15 protein-coding genes and 1 other annotated feature are annotated in these 18,664 nt (G+C 47.1%); of the genes, 10 read left to right on the top strand and 5 right to left on the bottom strand.

What is annotated here, in order from left to right; translation table 11 throughout:
* The first annotated feature begins 27 nt into the window (after positions 1-27).
* Positions 28-250 (top strand) — a binding site (T-box leader).
* A gap of 47 nt (positions 251-297) precedes the next feature.
* Entirely contained in the window at positions 298-2,703 is a 2,406-nt protein-coding gene (gene leuS / locus ACN9MT_RS11965) for a leucine--tRNA ligase (RefSeq protein WP_035406130.1), read from the top strand.
* Between the two features lie 131 nt (positions 2,704-2,834).
* Positions 2,835-3,812 carry a hypothetical protein gene (locus ACN9MT_RS11960; protein ID WP_035406133.1) on the top strand — a complete coding sequence of 326 codons (978 nt, stop codon included), beginning with the start codon at positions 2,835-2,837 and terminating at the stop codon, positions 3,810-3,812.
* A 55-nt stretch (positions 3,813-3,867) separates the two neighbouring features.
* On the opposite strand, the gene ACN9MT_RS11955 is transcribed toward ACN9MT_RS11960, so the two are convergent.
* Complete coding sequence (locus tag ACN9MT_RS11955) at positions 3,868-5,139, bottom strand: NAD(P)/FAD-dependent oxidoreductase (RefSeq protein WP_426272238.1); 1,272 nt, start codon at positions 5,137-5,139, stop codon at positions 3,868-3,870.
* Positions 5,140-5,330: 191 nt separating this feature from the next.
* On the opposite strand from ACN9MT_RS11955, the gene ACN9MT_RS11950 reads away from it, so the two are divergent.
* Together ACN9MT_RS11950 and ACN9MT_RS11945 are read left to right on the top strand one after the other, a co-directional pair.
* Positions 5,331-6,995 (top strand): putative polysaccharide biosynthesis protein, encoded by a 1,665-nt coding sequence (locus ACN9MT_RS11950; RefSeq protein WP_290752128.1) that lies wholly within the window; start codon positions 5,331-5,333, stop codon positions 6,993-6,995.
* Entirely contained in the window at positions 6,982-7,701 is a 720-nt protein-coding gene (locus ACN9MT_RS11945; protein ID WP_426272237.1) for a pseudouridine synthase, read from the top strand. The genes ACN9MT_RS11950 and ACN9MT_RS11945 overlap by 14 nt, the downstream gene beginning before the upstream one ends.
* 60 nt (positions 7,702-7,761) lie before the next feature.
* Here ACN9MT_RS11945 and ACN9MT_RS11940 read toward each other — a convergent pair whose 3' ends face one another.
* A complete protein-coding gene (locus tag ACN9MT_RS11940) occupies positions 7,762-8,394 on the bottom strand; it encodes an SDR family oxidoreductase (RefSeq protein WP_035406145.1) in 633 nt (210 codons plus the stop codon).
* Between the two features lie 108 nt (positions 8,395-8,502).
* A complete protein-coding gene (locus ACN9MT_RS11935; RefSeq protein WP_023469095.1) occupies positions 8,503-8,721 on the bottom strand; it encodes a DeoR family transcriptional regulator in 219 nt (72 codons plus the stop codon).
* 319 nt (positions 8,722-9,040) lie between these two features.
* Here ACN9MT_RS11935 and pepV point away from each other — a divergent pair, with 319 nt between their 5' ends.
* The 6 genes from pepV (at position 9,041) to ACN9MT_RS11905 (ending at position 16,078) form a co-directional block, all read left to right on the top strand.
* On the top strand, positions 9,041-10,438 hold the full coding sequence (gene pepV, locus ACN9MT_RS11930; protein ID WP_426272236.1) for a dipeptidase PepV: 1,398 nt from the start codon (positions 9,041-9,043) through the stop codon (positions 10,436-10,438).
* A gap of 60 nt (positions 10,439-10,498) precedes the next feature.
* A complete protein-coding gene (locus ACN9MT_RS11925; RefSeq protein WP_056062742.1) occupies positions 10,499-11,647 on the top strand; it encodes an MFS transporter in 1,149 nt (382 codons plus the stop codon).
* 7 nt (positions 11,648-11,654) lie between these two features.
* Positions 11,655-12,173, top strand: coding sequence for an RNA 2',3'-cyclic phosphodiesterase (gene thpR, locus ACN9MT_RS11920; protein WP_056062739.1), 519 nt, complete (start codon positions 11,655-11,657; stop codon positions 12,171-12,173).
* Position 12,174: 1 nt separating this feature from the next.
* Entirely contained in the window at positions 12,175-13,050 is an 876-nt protein-coding gene (locus ACN9MT_RS11915; RefSeq protein WP_290752113.1) for a hypothetical protein, read from the top strand.
* A gap of 61 nt (positions 13,051-13,111) precedes the next feature.
* Positions 13,112-15,226 carry a type I pullulanase gene (gene pulA, locus ACN9MT_RS11910; RefSeq protein ID WP_426272235.1) on the top strand — a complete coding sequence of 705 codons (2,115 nt, stop codon included), beginning with the start codon at positions 13,112-13,114 and terminating at the stop codon, positions 15,224-15,226.
* A gap of 51 nt (positions 15,227-15,277) precedes the next feature.
* The gene (locus ACN9MT_RS11905; protein WP_056062733.1) at positions 15,278-16,078 is read left to right on the top strand and encodes a phosphotransferase family protein; all 801 of its coding nucleotides are present in this window, start codon (positions 15,278-15,280) and stop codon (positions 16,076-16,078) included.
* 40 nt (positions 16,079-16,118) lie between these two features.
* Here ACN9MT_RS11905 and budA read toward each other — a convergent pair whose 3' ends face one another.
* Both budA and alsS read right to left on the bottom strand, forming a co-directional pair.
* The gene (gene budA, locus ACN9MT_RS11900; protein WP_313490745.1) at positions 16,119-16,832 is read right to left on the bottom strand and encodes an acetolactate decarboxylase; all 714 of its coding nucleotides are present in this window, start codon (positions 16,830-16,832) and stop codon (positions 16,119-16,121) included.
* A gap of 11 nt (positions 16,833-16,843) precedes the next feature.
* The gene (alsS, locus tag ACN9MT_RS11895) at positions 16,844-18,535 is read right to left on the bottom strand and encodes an acetolactate synthase AlsS (protein ID WP_056062730.1); all 1,692 of its coding nucleotides are present in this window, start codon (positions 18,533-18,535) and stop codon (positions 16,844-16,846) included.
* Positions 18,536-18,664: the final 129 nt, after the last annotated feature.

Here is an 18,664-nt window from a genome sequence, read left to right as displayed (position 1 = left end):
GAAACAGATTACACTAGAAAAAGATAGTCAAATGCATGGAACTGAAGTAGTAGGGGAAAGGTGCCGTCAAGAGAGCTGGTGGAAGGTGCGAACCAGTCGGTAACAACCGTGAACTCGTCAGGGAGCACGATTCGTGAAGTCGTAGTAGCGAATCCGGTCTTTCACACCGTTATCCGTGAATCAAGCGGTCTGTCATAGACAGACAACGTGGGTGGTACCGCGGAAGCCAAACCGGTCTTTCGTCCCTTTTCTTAGGGGCGGAAGACCGGTTTTTTTTAGATTAGAGGAGGAAAAGACATGCCGTACAATCATCGCGAAATTGAACCGAAATGGCAGGCGCGTTGGGATCAAGACAACGCCTTCGTCACGACAGAAGATCCAGAAAAAGAAGGGTTCTATGCCCTTGATATGTTCCCGTATCCGTCAGGTGCTGGACTCCATGTTGGTCATCCGGAAGGTTACACAGCAACGGATATCCTCGCACGGATGAAGCGGATGCAAGGATACAATGTCCTTCACCCAATGGGATGGGATGCGTTCGGATTACCAGCAGAACAATACGCGCTCGATACAGGAAACGATCCACGCGAATTCACAGCGAAAAACATCGAGACGTTCAAGCGTCAGCTTAAAGAACTTGGATTCTCGTATGACTGGGATCGTGAAATCAACACAACGGATCCAAAATACTACAAATGGACGCAGTGGATCTTTACGAAGTTGTATGAAAAAGGACTTGCCTTCGTAGACGAAGTCGCAGTCAACTGGTGCCCGGCACTTGGAACTGTCCTTGCGAATGAAGAGGTCATCGACGGATTATCCGAACGCGGAAATCATCCGGTTGTGCGTGTTCCGATGCGTCAATGGGTCTTGAAAATCACGGAATATGCGGATCGCCTTCTTGAAGATCTGGATGATCTCGATTGGCCGGATTCTGTCAAAGAGATGCAACGCAACTGGATCGGGAAATCTGAGGGTGCTGAGATTGATTTCACGATTGATGGACATAAAAAACAAGTCACGGTCTTTACGACACGTCCGGACACGATCTTCGGTGCGACGTATCTAGTACTTGCACCGGAGCATCCATTCGTAGCTGACATCACGACAGCGGACCACAAGGAAGCCGTCGATGCGTACATTTCGCAAGTCCAAACGAAGTCAGATCTCGAGCGAACGGATTTAGCGAAGGAAAAAACGGGTGTCTTCACGGGTGCTTTTGCGGTCAATCCGATCTCAGGCGATCGTCTTCCAATCTGGATCGCTGATTACGTCCTTGCTTCTTACGGAACAGGTGCGATCATGGCTGTTCCAGGACACGATGAGCGCGACCACGAATTCGCGAAACAATTCGACTTACCGATCGTTGAAGTCGTCGCGGGTGGAAATGTCGACGAAGCAGCCTACACAGGAGAGGGCGAACACGTCAACTCGCATATGCTTGATGGACTTGGGAAACAAGAAGCAATCGAGACGATGATCGCTGAACTCGAAACGAACCAAGTCGGTCGTAAAAAAATCACGTATCGACTCCGAGACTGGTTGTTCAGTCGTCAACGGTATTGGGGCGAGCCGATTCCAGTCGTTCATATGGAAGATGGTTCAATGAAAACACTCAATCAAGAGGAATTACCGCTTGAACTTCCAATCATTCCAGAAATCAAACCGTCTGGTACGGGCGAATCACCACTTGCGCTTGCTGAAGACTGGTTGGATTACACAGATCCTGAAACAGGAATGAAAGGCCGTCGCGAGACGAATACGATGCCACAATGGGGCGGAAGCTGCTGGTACTACCTTCGTTTCATCGATCCACACAATGAAGAAGCGATTGCGGATCCAGAAAAATTAAAATACTGGCTTCCAGTCGATATTTATATCGGTGGGGCAGAGCATGCTGTTCTCCATTTGTTGTATGCACGGTTCTGGCATAAAGTCTTGTATGATGCAGGCGTCGTACCAACAAAAGAACCATTCCAGAAGTTATACAACCAAGGAATGATCCTTGGAGAGAACAACGAGAAAATGTCAAAATCTCGCGGTAACGTCATCAACCCAGATGAAATCGTCAAGTCGCATGGTGCTGATACGTTACGTTTATACGAAATGTTCATGGGACCACTCGATGCATCGGTTGCCTGGTCTGAGAATGGTCTTGACGGAGCGCGTCGTTTCCTCGATCGCGTTTGGCGCTTGTTCGAACGGACAGCAGACATTCAAGACGTCACGGAAGTCGATGCTGACTTCGAACGGACATACCACCAGACCGTCAAGAAGGTCACGGAAGACTTCGCGAACATTCAGTTCAACACCGGGATTTCGCAACTCATGGTCTTCGTCAACGAAGCGAATAAACAGCCGGTTCTCCCGCGTCACTTCCTTCGTGGATTCATTCAATTGTTAACACCAGTCGCACCGCACCTTGGTGAAGAACTGTGGGAACAACTTGGCTTTGAAGAGACATTGACGTATGCGGCATGGCCAACATTCGATGAATCAAAACTTGTCAGCGATACGATGGAATTCGTCATTCAAGTGAACGGTAAAGTTCGCTCGAAAATCGAAATCAACATCGATGCGACAAAAGAAGAAATCGAAGCACTTGCCTTTGCTGATGAAAAGACACAAGAATGGATTGGCGACAAGACGGTTCGGAAAGTCATCGTCGTACCGAAAAAATTGATCAATATCGTGGCGAACTAAGCCATAACCCCTTTCATTCACTTGATGCGAATGGAAGGGGTTTCTTCATTTCCGTCGCAAGTCCGCTTTTTTTTTGAACGTCCTTCTGCTACACTGAATCAGAAACCGAGAAAGAAAGGCGATTATCATCAATGAAACGATCTTATATAGTCTATACAACGATTTTTGCTGTCGTTTCGGGGTTGATCCTTTGTATACTGCTCGTCTTCTCGAAGCCAGAGACGTTGTCACGTATTCAGGAAACGTTCGCGAAAATCGAGACGCAATCGAAGCATCAGGCAGCTGTCAAACAGGTGCCACCGAAAACGCCTTCAGCCATTCCGAATCCAGAAGAACCGTTAATTAAAAATGTTCAACAGATGTTATATGATGATTCCATAGGTTCGTACCTCGTCGTAACAGAGGACTACCGTTTCTTTGAAATCAGTGGAACTGGAGAACGTATCAATGCGACGTTTCAGTTGGAAGAAGGGAAACTCTTATTGTCTGGTCTTGACGGGATGACACTCGTTGACGGAGAGACAGTCGCTTTATTGACGTCGAATCAAATTCTAGTCACGATTAAACGAAAAGATGGCGTCTGGAGTGAAGAAAAACGCGAAAAAGTACAAGGGACGACGATTCGAGACAGTTTCCATGGTCTTGGATATGATGCGAAGAAAAAAGAATTCTATACAATCAATCAAATTCGCTCGATTGGTCGTGTTGAATTGACTTACTTTGCAATGAAAGAGGACAAAATCAAGATTGATCCAGATGCTTCGGAAAAGAAGAAGCGTGCCTTAAAGAAAAAGCAAAAACCACCGTACTTGTCGATCATCAAACGAGAGAAAATCGAAGCGGCGAGCGGAATGCGAAGTGATGCGAAAAAAGCATTTGAATCCAGATTCCGTCCGATTGGTCTTGCAGAACGGCAAGGTCGGATCTATACGTTAGACTCAGAAGCACTTTATCTTTATTCGATTGATCAGAAAGAGAAAACGATTACGGGGGAGACAGCGAGTCCGAAAGTGTATGGATCAAAAGGAATCTTTGTACAAGATAATGAATTGTTCGCCTTAGTCGTCACGGATAAATTCTCAAGTCGATCGTTCACACCGATTGACTGATGTAGAAAAAAGACCCGATTTCTCTGATTAACAGAGAAATCGGGTCTTTTTTGTATTAAGAGACAGTGTCACGTGCCATCTCTGCAGCGTGACTACCGGCACAATGACCCGTCACGAACGCAGCTGTGATATTGTATCCACCTGTATAGCCATGGATATCAAGAATTTCGCCAGCGAAGAATAATCGCTCCGCCTTTTTCGACATCATCGTTTTGGGATCAATCTCTTTAATCGAGACACCGCCACCCGTGACGAAGGCCTTATCGAAATCGAGCGTTCCTGTTGCTTTGAGTGGGAATCGTTTCAATTGTTGCAGGAAGTCCGTCCAGTCCTGTTTCTTGACTTGTGTACAAACTTCATCGCCAAAGCCGATTCGAGCGAACAGGAGTTCAAGCAATCGTTCTGGTACAAAACCACGAAGGGCATTCCGAACCGATTTCTTCGGATTTGCCGCAAGTGCTGCCTGGAAGCGTTCTGTTAATGCACCAAGTGACTCATCCGGGAAGAGATCGATCGATAGATGAACGATCGTCTCTTTCGATCGTTTGCGCTCTTTGATCGTATATTGGCTACACCGTAAAGCGATCGGACCACTTAAACCGAAGTGTGTGAACAGTAGATCACCCGTATGTGTCTTGATTGCTTTGTCCTTTTTACCGTGAACCGTTAAGGCAACGTCACGCAACGACAGTCCTTGTAATGTTTTTTCATGAATGAACGTATCACCTAACAAAATCGGGACTTCCGTTGGGAAAAGTTCCGTGATCGTATGACCAACTTTTTCAGCCCACGGATAGCCGTCACCCGTCGAACCCGTGTGCGGAACAGATTGTCCGCCGACCGCTACGATACAACTTTTTGCTTCAAGACGCATGCCGTTTTCTAAGATGACAGCTGCAAAAGAACCATCTGGATGGAAGTCGAGCGTAGCGACTTGCGCGTCTGTTTGAATCTCGGCGCCATGTGCACGGATTTGATCGATCAATACACGAACGACGTCTGCCGCCTTATCCGAGACCGGGAACATCCGACCGTTATCCTCTTCTTTGAGTGCGACACCAAATCCTTCGAACAAATCGATGATCGATTCATTATTAAATTGAGAAAAGGCGCTATAAAGGAAACGTCCGTTTCCTGGAATCGACTGGACGAGCTCATCGAGTGGCTTTCGGTTCGTGACGTTACACCGTCCGCCGCCAGAGATTGCGAGCTTTCGTCCTAATTTATTTCCTTTATCGAGCAGGAGCGTCCGGGCTCCGGCTTGTAAAGAGGCGAGCGTCGCCATCAAACCGCTCGGTCCGCCTCCGATTACGATTACATCGTACATAAGGTCACCTCATTCATAGAATTCTGCTTGTTTCACTTTAGCAGAAGTTGCGACTGTAAACAAACCGTCTCTTTCAATTCAAGATAGACAGCGGTATAATGATTTGCAATTGTGTACGAGAGAACTTGTATAATGAGACAGTCACGATTAGAGTGTCGATTTAAAAATTAGAAAGCGTGAGGGATGTTACCATGTCCACAGTCAGTAATAAGCAGTCTACTTCTTCCGGCAATGCAGGATTCGTTCGTGGAACGATGCTCCTGTCCGGTGCGTCACTGATTTCCCGCGCACTGGGTTTGATTTATCTCTTTCCGTTTCAGTTCATGGTCGGTGCGACAGGTATCATGTTCTATACCTATGCCTACAACTACTATGCGATCATGATTGGTCTTGCGACAGCGGGGATTCCTGTTGCCGTCTCGAAATTCGTCGCCAAATACAATGCGTTAGGAGAATATGATACGAGTGAACGTTTGTATCGGTCTGGTCTAAAAATCATGTCCTTGACCGGGGTTGTCTCTTTTCTCGCCTTATTCTTCCTTGCACCGTATTTAGCACACCGGGCGATTCCAGGCGGTGACGTCGATTCAGCCTCGTACGTCGATGCCGTCACGATGACGATTCGAGGGGTTAGTTTTGCGTTACTCTTGATTCCACCGATGAGTATGACGCGTGGATATTTCCAAGGGTATCAATCGATGGGACCGACTGCGATTTCGCAAATCTTGGAACAAATCGTCCGCATCATCTTCTTACTCGTAGGAGTCAGCATCGCCATCTATTTATTTGATTCAGGTGTAGCCTTTGCAGCGACGATTGCAACGTTCAGCGCATTCATTGGTGCAATCGGTAGTGTCGCGGTTCTCATCTATTACTTCCGCAAACGATCCAGTGGTTTACAAGAACTACGCGCTACACAAATCGTCCGTTCGCCGGATCGCCCGTTAACGGATTTGTATAAGGAATTATTGACGTACGCGATTCCAATCGTCATGGTCGGTCTTTCGACGCCGCTTTACCAAGTCATCGATCAGAACACGATGAATGCCGCGTTACAAAGTATTGGCTATACGCTCGAAGCTGCCGGAAATGCGACGGCCTATCTGATTGCGGATAGTCATAAGATCGTCTTGATTCCGGTCTCTGTCGCAACGGGCTTATCTTTGTCTGCGACTCCACTGTTGACCGCCTCCTTTACGCAAGGGGATATGCGGAAAGTACGGGCTCAAATCTCACAGATTTATCAACTCGTCTTTTTCGTGACGATTCCGGCAGTCGTCGGGATGATTCTCCTTAGTGAAGAAACGTTCCATGTACTCTTCCCGAAAGATCAAGCGGCCTGGGTTTATCTATTAAGTTATGCGCCGAGTGCGTTGTTCCTTGCCTTGTATTCTGTTACGGCAGCCGTCCTTCAAGGAATTAACCGTCAATACTTTACGATCATCGCAACACTTGCTGGATTACTTGCGAAGTATCTTTTGAATGCACCGTTGATTCATTTGACGGGTGATGGAACAGGTGCTGGATATGCGACGATCATCGGCTATCTCGTTGCGACCGGTTTGATGTTCTTCCGGATCACACAAACGGTGAAGTTCCCATTCAGTACGGTCTTACGCCGGACGTCGTTGATCTTGATCATCAGTGCCTTGATGGGAGCGGGTGTCGCGCTCGTCAAGTGGGGAATGGTATCCATCTTGCCAGAGACGACATGGGCGTCTCTATTGATTCTGATCGTAGGTGCAGCAGTCGGAATCGTGATTTTTGCAGGACTCTCGATTTGGAGTGGCTTAGCAGAAGTCGTATTAGGACGTAAAATTTCATTGAAACGAGGACGAGGTCATGCGTCTAGATAAATTGTTATCCAACATGGGAGCAGGCTCCCGAAAAGAAGTGAAGCTGCTGCTGAAAGCAGGGGCGATTCAAGTCGATGGAGAGATCGTGCGTGATCCGAAACAACATGTCGATGTCGAGACGCAACAGGTTCTGATGTATGGGGAACCGGTTACGTATCAAAAATACATCTACTTGATGATGAATAAACCACCGGGTGTCATTAGTGCAACAGAAGATAAACGAGATGAGACCGTCATTGATCTGTTGTTTGAAGACGTGACGTATTTCAAACCGTTCCCGGTCGGACGACTCGATAAAGATACAGAGGGTCTATTGCTGTTGACGAATGATGGGTCGTTTAATCACGCTTTAATGTCTCCAAAGAAACACGTCGAAAAAACGTATTACGCAGAAGTGACAGGAGTGTTGACGCAAGAAGACATCGAAGCGGTTGCGGCAGGCATTACGTTAGAAGACGGTTATCAGGCAAAACCAGGAAAACTTGTCATCTTATCGACGACGGAAACGGGCTCGACGCTTGAATTGACGATCACGGAAGGGAAGTTCCATCAAGTCAAACGGATGATGCTTGCGCTCGGGAAAGAGGTCACGTTCTTGAAACGGCGCTCGATTGGCCGCTTGGAACTCGATCCGGCACTTGCGCTCGGAGATTATCGTGAACTGACGCCAGCGGAACTGTCTTTGTTTGATTGGCAACCTGAATAAGCAAAACGAAAAGGCGGTGGAATGAGCGTACATTCCATCGCCTTTTGTTATGGGTTTCGATTATTGATTACGCAATGCTTCTGCGATTGGATAAGGACCACTGAGTACTTCGAATACACGAGATTGTGTCGGATGATCGATCAAGTGAACGAATAATGCTGCGATATCGTCACGCGACACCTTACGATCTTCGTATGAATCGAAATGCTCTTTCGTTTCGACAGTGCCTGCCGGGTCGTCGTAGCTGAGTGGACCAGGACGTACGATCGTATAATTGAGTCCGCTTTCCTGGAGGTGTGCGTCTGCTGTTGCTTTAGATTCGAGATATACTTTCAATTCACCTTTTGGTTCTTCGGTACCTACTGAACTGAGCATCAGGAAACGATCGATACCGTTGGCTTTTGCTGCATCGATGACTTTAATTGCGCCTTCTTGATCGACGGCGCGCGTCAATTCGTCTGATGCGCCACCAGCACCCGCTGCAAAGATGACGACGTCCGCATTACTGATGACACCACTGACATCCTTCGTCAAATCCCCAAGTCTGACTTCAGATGCACCGAGTGCAATCAAATCGTTGATTTGATTTTCTTCTCGTACGACCGCGATTGCTTGATGATCACCTTGTTTAGCGATCAATTCGACCATCTTGCGTCCGGTCGTTCCGTTTGCTCCAATGATTAAAATATTCATTCTTCTCAACTCCTTCTCCCAATAGCTATACCCCACGTTTTAAAAAAGATAACAAAAAAAGACGCGAAGAATCGCGTCATCGAAAGATATACATAGTGAAACAGTGGATCAACCCGCTTGCTTTTGTTTCTTGCTCGACGTCCATGTACCGCGTCGAGGGCTCACAATGAGATTGTTGTATTCGAGCACGTTCAAATCCCGCTGAACGGTCCTTGAAGTGATGCCAAACTCTTCAACCAACTCTGCTGTCGTAGTAGCTCCGTTCTCTTGGATGTAGAGATAAATCGATTTAATCCGGGTCAACATACGGTCTGTAGAATCTTTCATTGGTATAACCACTCCCCCAATGGATAGAATAGTGTTCTAAAGCTTCGGGTGACAAAAGACAATGCAATATCCAGTTGTTTCGCCTTTAGTATAACGTTTTGATGTTAAATTGCAAGTGATTTAACCGAACGTTTGCATAAAAAACATATTCAAACAGATTGTAAAGTCGATAATTGGAGTTTTAATATCGTTTAATGTTCGTTATTTAAACAAATAAAAAAGAAAACAGAATTTGGATGTTCGTATCTGAACGAATATTCGCTATACTAGAAAGGTGTATAGGAAACGAATTCAACCCAGAATGAAGGAGCGAAATCAGATGGTGAATTGGAAAGAAGAAGTACTCGCGCGTCGCGAGGACTTATTAGAGGATTTAAAAGAACTACTGCGGATTCCGAGTATACTTGATGAATCAACAATCGAAGAAGGTGCACCGTTTGGTCAAGAAGTCAAACGAGCCCTTGATTGGATGCTCGCGACAGGGGAACGAGATGGATTCAAGACAAAAAATGTTGATGGATACGCCGGACATTTGGAATATGGTCAAGGGGAAAAGTTACTCGGTATTCTTTGTCACTTAGACGTCGTACCAGCTGGTGGCGATCACTGGACATACGGTCCATTTAACCCAACGCTTGTCGATGGGAAACTGTATGCGCGCGGTGCAATCGATGATAAAGGACCGACGATGGCAGCTTATTATGCCTTGAAGATCGTCAAAGAACTCGGATTACCGCTCTCAAAACGTATTCGTTTGATTGCTGGAGGAGATGAAGAGAGTGAATGGCGTTGTGTGAATCATTACTTCAAACATGAAGAAATGCCGACTCTCGGCTTTGCACCAGATGCCGACTTCCCGATCATCAATGCGGAAAAAGGACTGTATGATGGGTTATTGATTCAAGGGAAACCAGCGCAAGCATCTGATACAGGCTACCATCTCGTTCGTTTTGAAGGCGGCGAACGTCCGAACATGGTTCCGGGTCATGCCCAAGCACTTCTTCGTGTCGTCGAATTGGGGACGCTTGAAACGGATTTCCATACGTATCTTGAAGAACAAGGCTTGTCTGGGACGGTCAAGCAAGAAACGGAAGGTCTCGTTCTTGATGTGAACGGTGTCGCAGCCCATGCGATGGAGCCGGATAACGGTAAAAATGCTGCCTTACATTTAGCACGTTTCCTCAATACGCTTCACTTGGATTATAACGGTCGTCGTTATATTCAGCTTGTCACGCACATGTTCCGTGATTCTCGCGGTGTAGCGATTGGTGTCGCTGCTTCAGACGAGACAGGTGACTTAACGATCAACGGTGGTGTATTCCGGTATGTAGAAGAGCAAGGAACAGCGTCGATCAACATCCGTTATCCTTATTCAGCAGACTTCACGGAACGCTTGCAAATCATCAAGGAAGCGGCAGCGGGATATGGCTTCGAGTTACAGACTCGAACACATATGACACCACACCATGTCGATCCGGATCATGAATTGATTCAGACACTGAGTGCCGTGTATGAACGTCATACGAACCAACCAGCTGATCTGATTGCTATCGGTGGTGGTACATATGCACGTTCGTTAACGGCAGGGGTTGCATTTGGACCAGTCTTCCCAGGTGGTCCTGAAGTTGCCCACCAAGTCGATGAATATGTTGATTTTGAAGAACTCTTGCTTGCTGTCGCGATTTATGCAGAAGCAATTTATGAACTCGCAAAATAATGACTGATGATCCCCCGCATCGTGAAGATGGGGGGATTGCTTCTTGAAAGGAAGTTCCGTGTGAAAAATCGTCAAACTTATCATTTCCAAGCGTTATATTTCTTTATTTTCTTTGGACAAGGTGCACTCATTCCGTATCTTGCGCTTTATTTTTCAAGCGATGCGTTCGGTCTGTCCGCTTCAGAGATTGGTACAATCGTTGCGATCGGACCGATTCTCTCTATTTTCTTACAGCCCGTTTGGGGCATCGCGGCAGATCGACTCGGAAAGCCGAAACGTCTCTTACTCGTTGCCATGCTCGCCGCTGGAGTATTTACATTAAGTTACTTACTGACGTCCGCTTATCTACTTTTACTATTGATTTCATGTGTCTGGGCATTATTCCAGTGTGCGCATATTCCACTCGTTGATACATTAGCGATCGAATATACACGAAAACGTAAGGTAGATTATGGCGCCTTGCGTCTTTTTGGATCAGCTGGTTTTGCTTTAGCCGTCTTCATCCTTGGACAAATCACTGAGGAGGGTGGACTTGGTCTGATTTTTTATGCGACCGGTGCAGCGTGGGTTCTTGGTTTTCTTGTGTTGATCGGTATTGAAGAAACGGGGAGCGTACACATTTCACATCAACAACAGGTACCGTTGAAACAACTTTTTTCGAATCGACGTTTCTTATTATTCTTAGCGGGAGGGAGTTTGATCTTCGGACCGATCTTCGCCAATAACTATTACTTTGGCAGCTACGTCACGATTCGTGGAGAGACAACCGCGCTCGTCGGGACCTTGTTCTTCGTCGCCGTTCTGTGCGAAATCCCGTTCATGCGCATCGCTTCGCGTCTATTGTTACGATTCGGAGCGATTCCAGTTCTTGTCTTCATTTCCTTGCTGTCAGCTGCTCGTACGGCGATGATCGCATTAGAGCTTCCGATCGTCATGCTTTGGGTATTGTCTGCGATGCAAGGAATGATCGTCGGATTGTTGATCCCTGTTGCATTAGACTATGTTCGGTCACTCGTTCCAGAGACGATGGTCGCAACAGCTGTCAGTACATATATGGCAACGACGACAGGGCTAGCGACAGCGCTGTTTAACTTGATGAGTGGGTTTGTGCTAGACCAAAGTACAATCTATACCGTCTTTTGGGTATATACAATTAGCAGTATTCTTGGTGCCGTCCTGTACAGTGTCAGTGGTCGAATGAAGGAGTGAAGATACGATGAGACAGGAACGACACTTTTTCGTTGCCTTACCGATTCCTTCTGAAGATTTAGCAAATATCGCTAATCGTTTATCTCTATCTGATTACTTTCGAAATGTCTATACGTTAGAAGAGTACCATTTGACGCTTCGTTTTTTTGGTCCATTGGATGAAAAAGAACAACGATCGTGGAAACAGCAACTGCAGGAGATTGCGCGCACGATCGAACCTTTCGTACTTCGATTAGATCGTCTAATTACCTTTGGACAAAGCGAGCGACCACGTGTCGTCGGATTCGGAACAGAAGCAGAGGAATTGTTTCGATTAGTGCGTCTGATTGATCCAAGTGCGACTAAACCATTCGTTCCGCATGTCACGATCGCGAAGAAGTGGCGCACGGAGGCGGAAGAATGGACGACGAATCCGATACAACCGGTGGAATGGACTGTTCGTGAACTTATTCTGTTTGAAGTACGACCAGGCGTTTCGCCGCGATATGAACCGGTTTACCGGATTCATCTAGGTAAAGAGGAATGAGGTGATCCCCATCGCAATCTTGATGAAACTATATGACTTAGATAGTCGATTTGAAAAAAATCCGCTTGAGATGACAAAACGGTTCGGTGAACATCAGGCGCTTGATTACGCTCATGTCTATCGTAGATGGGAGGCTGGAGAATTATTTCCCGGGGAAACGCTCATCCGTCCGAAGAAGTGGTGGCAAGTGATGAAAAAAAGCGAAGTCATTCAACTTCCGGGTAAACAATTATCTCGAAGAGCGTTTGATAAATGGTACAAAAAACGTCTCGAGTTACAAAAATTATTAAACGTCACTGGTGGAGCGGGCGAAGAGGACATTTGGCGGATTCCGTTAAAACGTCATTTAGACTTTTATCAGATGTTACACCTCTTGAATGAACAGTATGCAATGTTTTATCGCGCCGTCATTCAATATCAAGTCGGGGAAGTCGAATTGAGTCCGTTCGTCGTCGGTCCATCCGCGATTTATATCATGGAATGGCTTGACGGTGACGAAAGTATCTATCATATCCGGCGAGATAAGTTGTGGCGGGAACAACCGTTCAAGGCATCCACAAAACAAATTTTGAATCCGAACATCGGTTTAAAGCGGACGGAAGATATTCTACGAGTCGTACTTGGGCGAGATTATGTCTTGCCGATCGAACGAGTCATTTTAGCACCTTCAGGTTATTTTGATCAGATTCCAAAAGAGACGACGACGACTTACGTCAATAAAGTCGAGTTTCCAAACTGGCTGCAACGAATGAATGCAAGTGCGCCGCATACAAAAGCGTTTCAGATGCGGGTGTGTGAAAAAATCCTAAAAGAGACCGTATCGATTCCGTTTCAAATGGCAATTCTAAGTGAAGGGCAGTCACGAATTCAAGAGTAGGGGAGGAAGCGACGGCATTGTCGTTGCGAAAGACATGACGAACCAAGAGGTGGTAATACCGGTGATCCGGGCAGAGTTCTCATCGTTTCGAAGCATCCGAGTCGAGGTCGAAGGCAATCCGTCAATCCACTGGTCGCTTGAATGTGATGGGAAACCGCTTGAAATTCAACAGACCGAAACGCATCGAGAGGAACAGTTCGTGATTTATGAGTTAACGGTTCTTGAACCAGTCGAGTTAGAATGCCGCTATGAGGTGTTCGGAGCAGGCAGGTCAATCCGTGTCGTTCCTGATCGATTAGTTCGGACGGAAGCGTTCGAGCGAAAGTACCGTTACGAAGAGAAGCTCGGTGTCTGGGAAGAAGACGATACGTATCATTTTGCTGTCTGGTCGCCTGTCGCAGAGCAAATCGTGTGTATCGTATACGATCAAGATGAACAGGTACTCGGAAGACACAAGATGGAGCGACAAGAGCAAGGTACCTATCACCTTCGACTTGGGCAAGAATCAGCAGAACGATGGTACCGCTATGAAGTGACGACGTACGTTGGCACACATGAAGTCGTAGATCCATACGCTCATGCGATATCGGAAAACGGTCGTTACGGTGTCATCGCCGACGTTGAACAGACGATTTCCGAGTGGTTTCCAAAGCGAGTCGCGCGTCCTCTGTTCGTCAAACCGTCGGACGCTGTCATCTATGAAGCAAATATTCGCGATTTTACGATTGATCGTTCCGCTGGTTCAAGTCATCCGGGACAATATGCAGGGGTGGCGGAACGTGGAACAGTTTCTTCTCGTGGACATGCGACAGGTCTTGATTATCTTCTTGATCTCGGGATTACGCATCTGCAGCTGTTACCGGTCCACTTCTTCGAAACGACCGATGAACGAACAAGGTCGCCATATAACTGGGGATACGATCCGATGCTTTGGTTCGGATTAGCTGGGAGCTACGCGAGTTCGGTCGCACCGCTCGTTCGCGTCCGAGAATACGCGGATATGGTGGAGCGACTCCATGAAGCAGGGATTCGTGTTACGTTCGATGTCGTCATGAACCACGTTTTTGTTCGGGAGCGTTCCTCTCTTGAACAGCTCGTTCCGGGTTATTATTTCCGTTACGAAGTAGACGGCACGCTCTCAAACGGAACGGGTGTTGGAAACGATACCGCATCCGAGCGATTCATGATGCGTCGACTCATCGTTGATTGCTTGACGTACTTTGCTCGTGTCTACCGCATTGATGCGTTTCGATTTGATTTAATGGGCATTCATGACATTGAGACGATGAATGAAGTACGTGCAGCACTCGATGCGATTGATCCTACGATTCTTGTGTATGGAGAGGGCTGGGATCTTGCGACGGCATTGCCGGAACGATTCAAAGCGATGAGCGCCTCGGCTGCGCAAATGCCGCGAATCGCTCATTTTAATGACGTATTCCGTGATGCCTTGAAAGGATCGACGTTCAGTGCATACGATCGAGGATTCGTTGCCGGAGACGGATGGAAAGAAGGAGAGGTCCGAAACGGGATTGCGGGTAGTGTTCATATCGATAACCAAACGTATGGACGTTTTCCGGAACCGACGTATTCGATCAACTATGTCGAGGCGCACGATAACCATACGCTGTACGACAAATTGAAGATCTCCTGTCCGGAAGCGGACGAACTTCAGTTATTACGGATGAGTCGATTAGCTCAAACGATCGCTTTGCTTGCGCAAGGCATTCCGTTTCTGCATGCGGGTCAAGAGTTCTTGCGTACGAAACAAGGTGTCGAAAACAGTTATAATGCATCGGACGAAATCAACCGAATGGACTGGGAACGCCGGGATGATCATCTCTCCCTCGTTACGTATATCAAGACGATTTTACAAATTCGCAGAATGCATGGCGGATTCCGTCTACACCGGGCGAATCAGGTTCGAGAACTGCTTCGTTTCATCAACTTACGTCCGGGTGTCATCGCCTACGAAGTCGAAGCGATCCATTCGTACGATGCGTGGCAACGCACGCTCGTTGTCTACAATACGACGCACGAAATCGTGGAAGTCGCACTCGATCACTCGCGCTGGAATGTACATGTCCAAGGGGATGATGCCTCGGTCGACCCGCTTCTGAAAGGTGTCGATAGGATTCAAGTCCTTCCGTTGTCAACGACGATTGCGACGTGTTAAGATAAGCATTGTGCCTTAGGCAAATCTACTAAAAAAGTTGAGCGGATTATAATGGAAATAGATATTTTAGATGCGCTTGGCGAAGGCTGGACCCTTACGCCAGCAGGTGGAATTACAGGAGAAGCGTACATCGCTTCAACCGGACAATCAAAATTGTTCTTAAAACGAAATTCATCGCCGTTCTTGGCGATTTTATCCGCGGACGGAATCGTCCCGAAATTATTATGGACGAAACGAATCTATAGCGGGGATGTCATCAGTGCGCAACAATTCATTGAAGGCGACGAGTTGGAGCCGGAAATGATGGAACGTCCGGAAGTGGCGCGTTTGCTTGGGAAAATCCATGATTCGAAGGAATTGCTGTTCATGCTACAACAGCTTGACCAACGTCCGATCGAGCCTGATGAGTTATTGCGCCAATGTCACTTATATTTTCAACCAGAAGACTTAGAGAATCCAGAACTGGTAGAACTTGCGATGGATTATCTCGAACGAAATCTGGAGCAAGTAAGAACGGATGAACAAGTCGTCTGTCATTCAGATCTAAATCATAATAATTGGTTGACGGGAGCGGACGGTCAACTCTACCTGAACGACTGGGATGATGCGATCATTGCCGACCGTGCGTATGACCTCGGGATGATGTTATACAGTTATGTCGATGAAGCGGCTTGGCCCGAATGGTTTGAGCATTATGGTCATCCGTTGACGAATGATCTGAAACAACGAATGCATTGGTATGTCGTAGCGCAAGCTGTATTATCCTTGTATTGGTATGAAGATATGCGTCATCCGGATGTCGAGGACAGCTATCATTTTCTAGAACAGTTACTTGAATACTCGAACGACTAAAAAGCGTGTCATTCCGAAAAGGAACGACACGCTTTTTTGATTAACCTTCTGCGATTTTAATCTCTTTTTCAATATCATGACTTTCAAGATCCGCCGACCGATACGCTTCAGTCGTTGGTAAACGTAAATCAAGCTGCGGTTTTTCTTCGAATGTGACGGTGACGTTCTTGACCGTGTAGTCAAAGACATGGCCTCCGCCCGCGCGTTCAGCATCGATGAAATGAAGATGATATCCAGCGACGGCGATACCGTGACCGAACCGTGGTGTGTAGTAACCGGCGAGTGTTCCTTCCGTTTGTTCGAAAGTACGCGCGCTTTGAGAGGCGACAGCTTCCGTGATTGGAACGAACGGTTTCTCTTGACGTGCGACGGTACGTGTCTGCACCTCTGTGAACGTTCCATCAATTCGAACGGCATAAAAACTATTGATCGTCGGTAGTTGTTCATTCAACCAGTGTTCGAATTCCGATTTTGACATCTCTTCTGTCACGGAGAACGTTTGCTCTGGCACAAAACGGGTCAATGTCGCAAACGGCGTTGTCGTCTCAGGCTGAAGTGGCCGAGCGCTACCGTCTGAACGGAGCTGGTAGAACTGACCATCAAAACCAATCATCTCACCATCCAAGTGGTCGAACGTTCCAATACCAAAATTCCGTTGATCAAGAACGGACGCGTATGTGACTTCACTCTCGAATACTCCGTCGAGCAGTGCCATCATCGTTGAAATCTGGACGAGCGTTTTATCGTGTGTCATGTGAATCCTCCTCAGTTCAATTGATCGAGATGAACTTGTTCTCCGAGCGCGATGTTGTCGCGATAATCAATCGGAACATCGACGATGACTGGTCCTTCTGTCGCGAGTGCTTCATCCATGATTGCGGCTAGTTCAGATGGATGATTGACGCGTAATCCTTTTGCTCCGAAACTCTCAGCATATTTGACGAGATCGACGTCACCAAATGACGTACCGGATTTCCGTTTGTATTTCATCTCTTGTTGGAACGCGACCATGTCGAATCCGCTATCACGCCATACGAAGTGGACAAGTGGTGAGTTCAAACGAACAGCTGTCTCAAGTTCCATCGCCGAGAAGAGGAATCCACCATCACCTGAAATCGAGACGGCCTTCTTACCAGGACGTACGAGTGTTGCTGCGATTGCCCAAGGAAGCGCGACACCAAGCGTTTGCATCCCATTACTAAAGAGAAGGTGACGTGGTTCGTACGAACGGAAATGACGTGCCATCCAAATATAGTGAGAACCAACGTCGACTGTGACCGTGACATCATCCGCAATTTTTTCACGTAACGTCTTCATGAAATAGAGTGGGTGCGTCAACGGAGAATCCGCGACAGGAGGAACATCGCGATCGACAAGACGTTGATGTAATCCTTCAAGGAATTGAGCTGAACTTTCAGGTAATGTGAGTGGTTGCAGGCGCTCGGCGATTGCATCGACCGTTTTCGCCATATCACCGACAAGCTCGCGGTCTGGGCGATAGAAGTGGTCAATTTCAGCACGCATTTGATCAATATGGACAAGCGTCCGGTCGTGCGTCGGTTGGTTCCAGAATTTCGGATCATAGCCAATTGGGTCATAGCCGATCGAGAGGACGAGATCCGCTTCTGCGAGCAGTGCATCTCCCGGTTGATTACGGAATAGTCCGACGCGTCCATAGAAATTCGATTCAAGCTCACGTGATAATGTGCCGGCCGCTTGGAACGTCTGGACGACAGGAATCGAGACGTGTTTGAGCAGGGAACGAATCGCATGTACGACGTCCGGCTGACTCGCACGCATACCGAGCAACAAGACAGGTAGCTTCGCATCTTGGATCAAACGAGCTGTTTCTTCAACCCAAGCTTCTGGTGCAACACCGAGCTTCGGTGCTTCAACCGCACGGAATGCCGTGACGTTCGCTTCGCTCAATCCGACGTCTTGCGGGATACTAACGAAAGCAGCCCCAGATGTCGTTTCCGCTGTTCGGAAAGCATTGGACAGTACTTCTGGAATATTATCGGCATCTTGCACTTCTGCACTGAAGTTCGTAATCGGTGTAAAGAGTGCCTGATTGTCCATGGACTGATGTGTTCGTTTTAAGCGGTCTGCTCGTGTAACGGCTCCGGCGATTGCGACAACTGGGTCACCTTCAGAGTTTGCTGTCACAAGACCTGTCGCTAAGTTTGATGCGCCTGGGCCAGATGTTACAAGTACAACGCCTGGTTTGTCTGTCAAGCGACCAATGGCTTGAGCCATGAATGCAGCATTTTGTTCGTGACGTGCAACGATGAGTTCAGGTCCCCGATCCTGTAACACATTGAAGACGGAATCAATTTTGGCGCCAGGAATACCAAAAATGTAATCTACACCCTGTTCGATGAGTGAATCGACGACTAAGTCTGCACCTGTTTTCTTCTGTACTAGTTCTTTTGAATCACTGTTTTTATTTTCGTTCATTACAATTCTCCTTTTTACCAACGTTTTTTGGTGTTCGATAGCTGTAATAAATAATCTGTTTCGAAAAAAGTATACATCTGTTTCATGGTAAATCCAACCTAAATTCGTTTAGAGAATAAAAAAAGTACC

It is taken from the genome of Exiguobacterium sp. R-17 (genome assembly GCF_049913315.1).
GTDB lineage: Bacteria > Bacillota > Bacilli > Exiguobacteriales > Exiguobacteriaceae > Exiguobacterium_A.
This window is presented reverse-complemented; position numbering and strand designations above follow the sequence as displayed.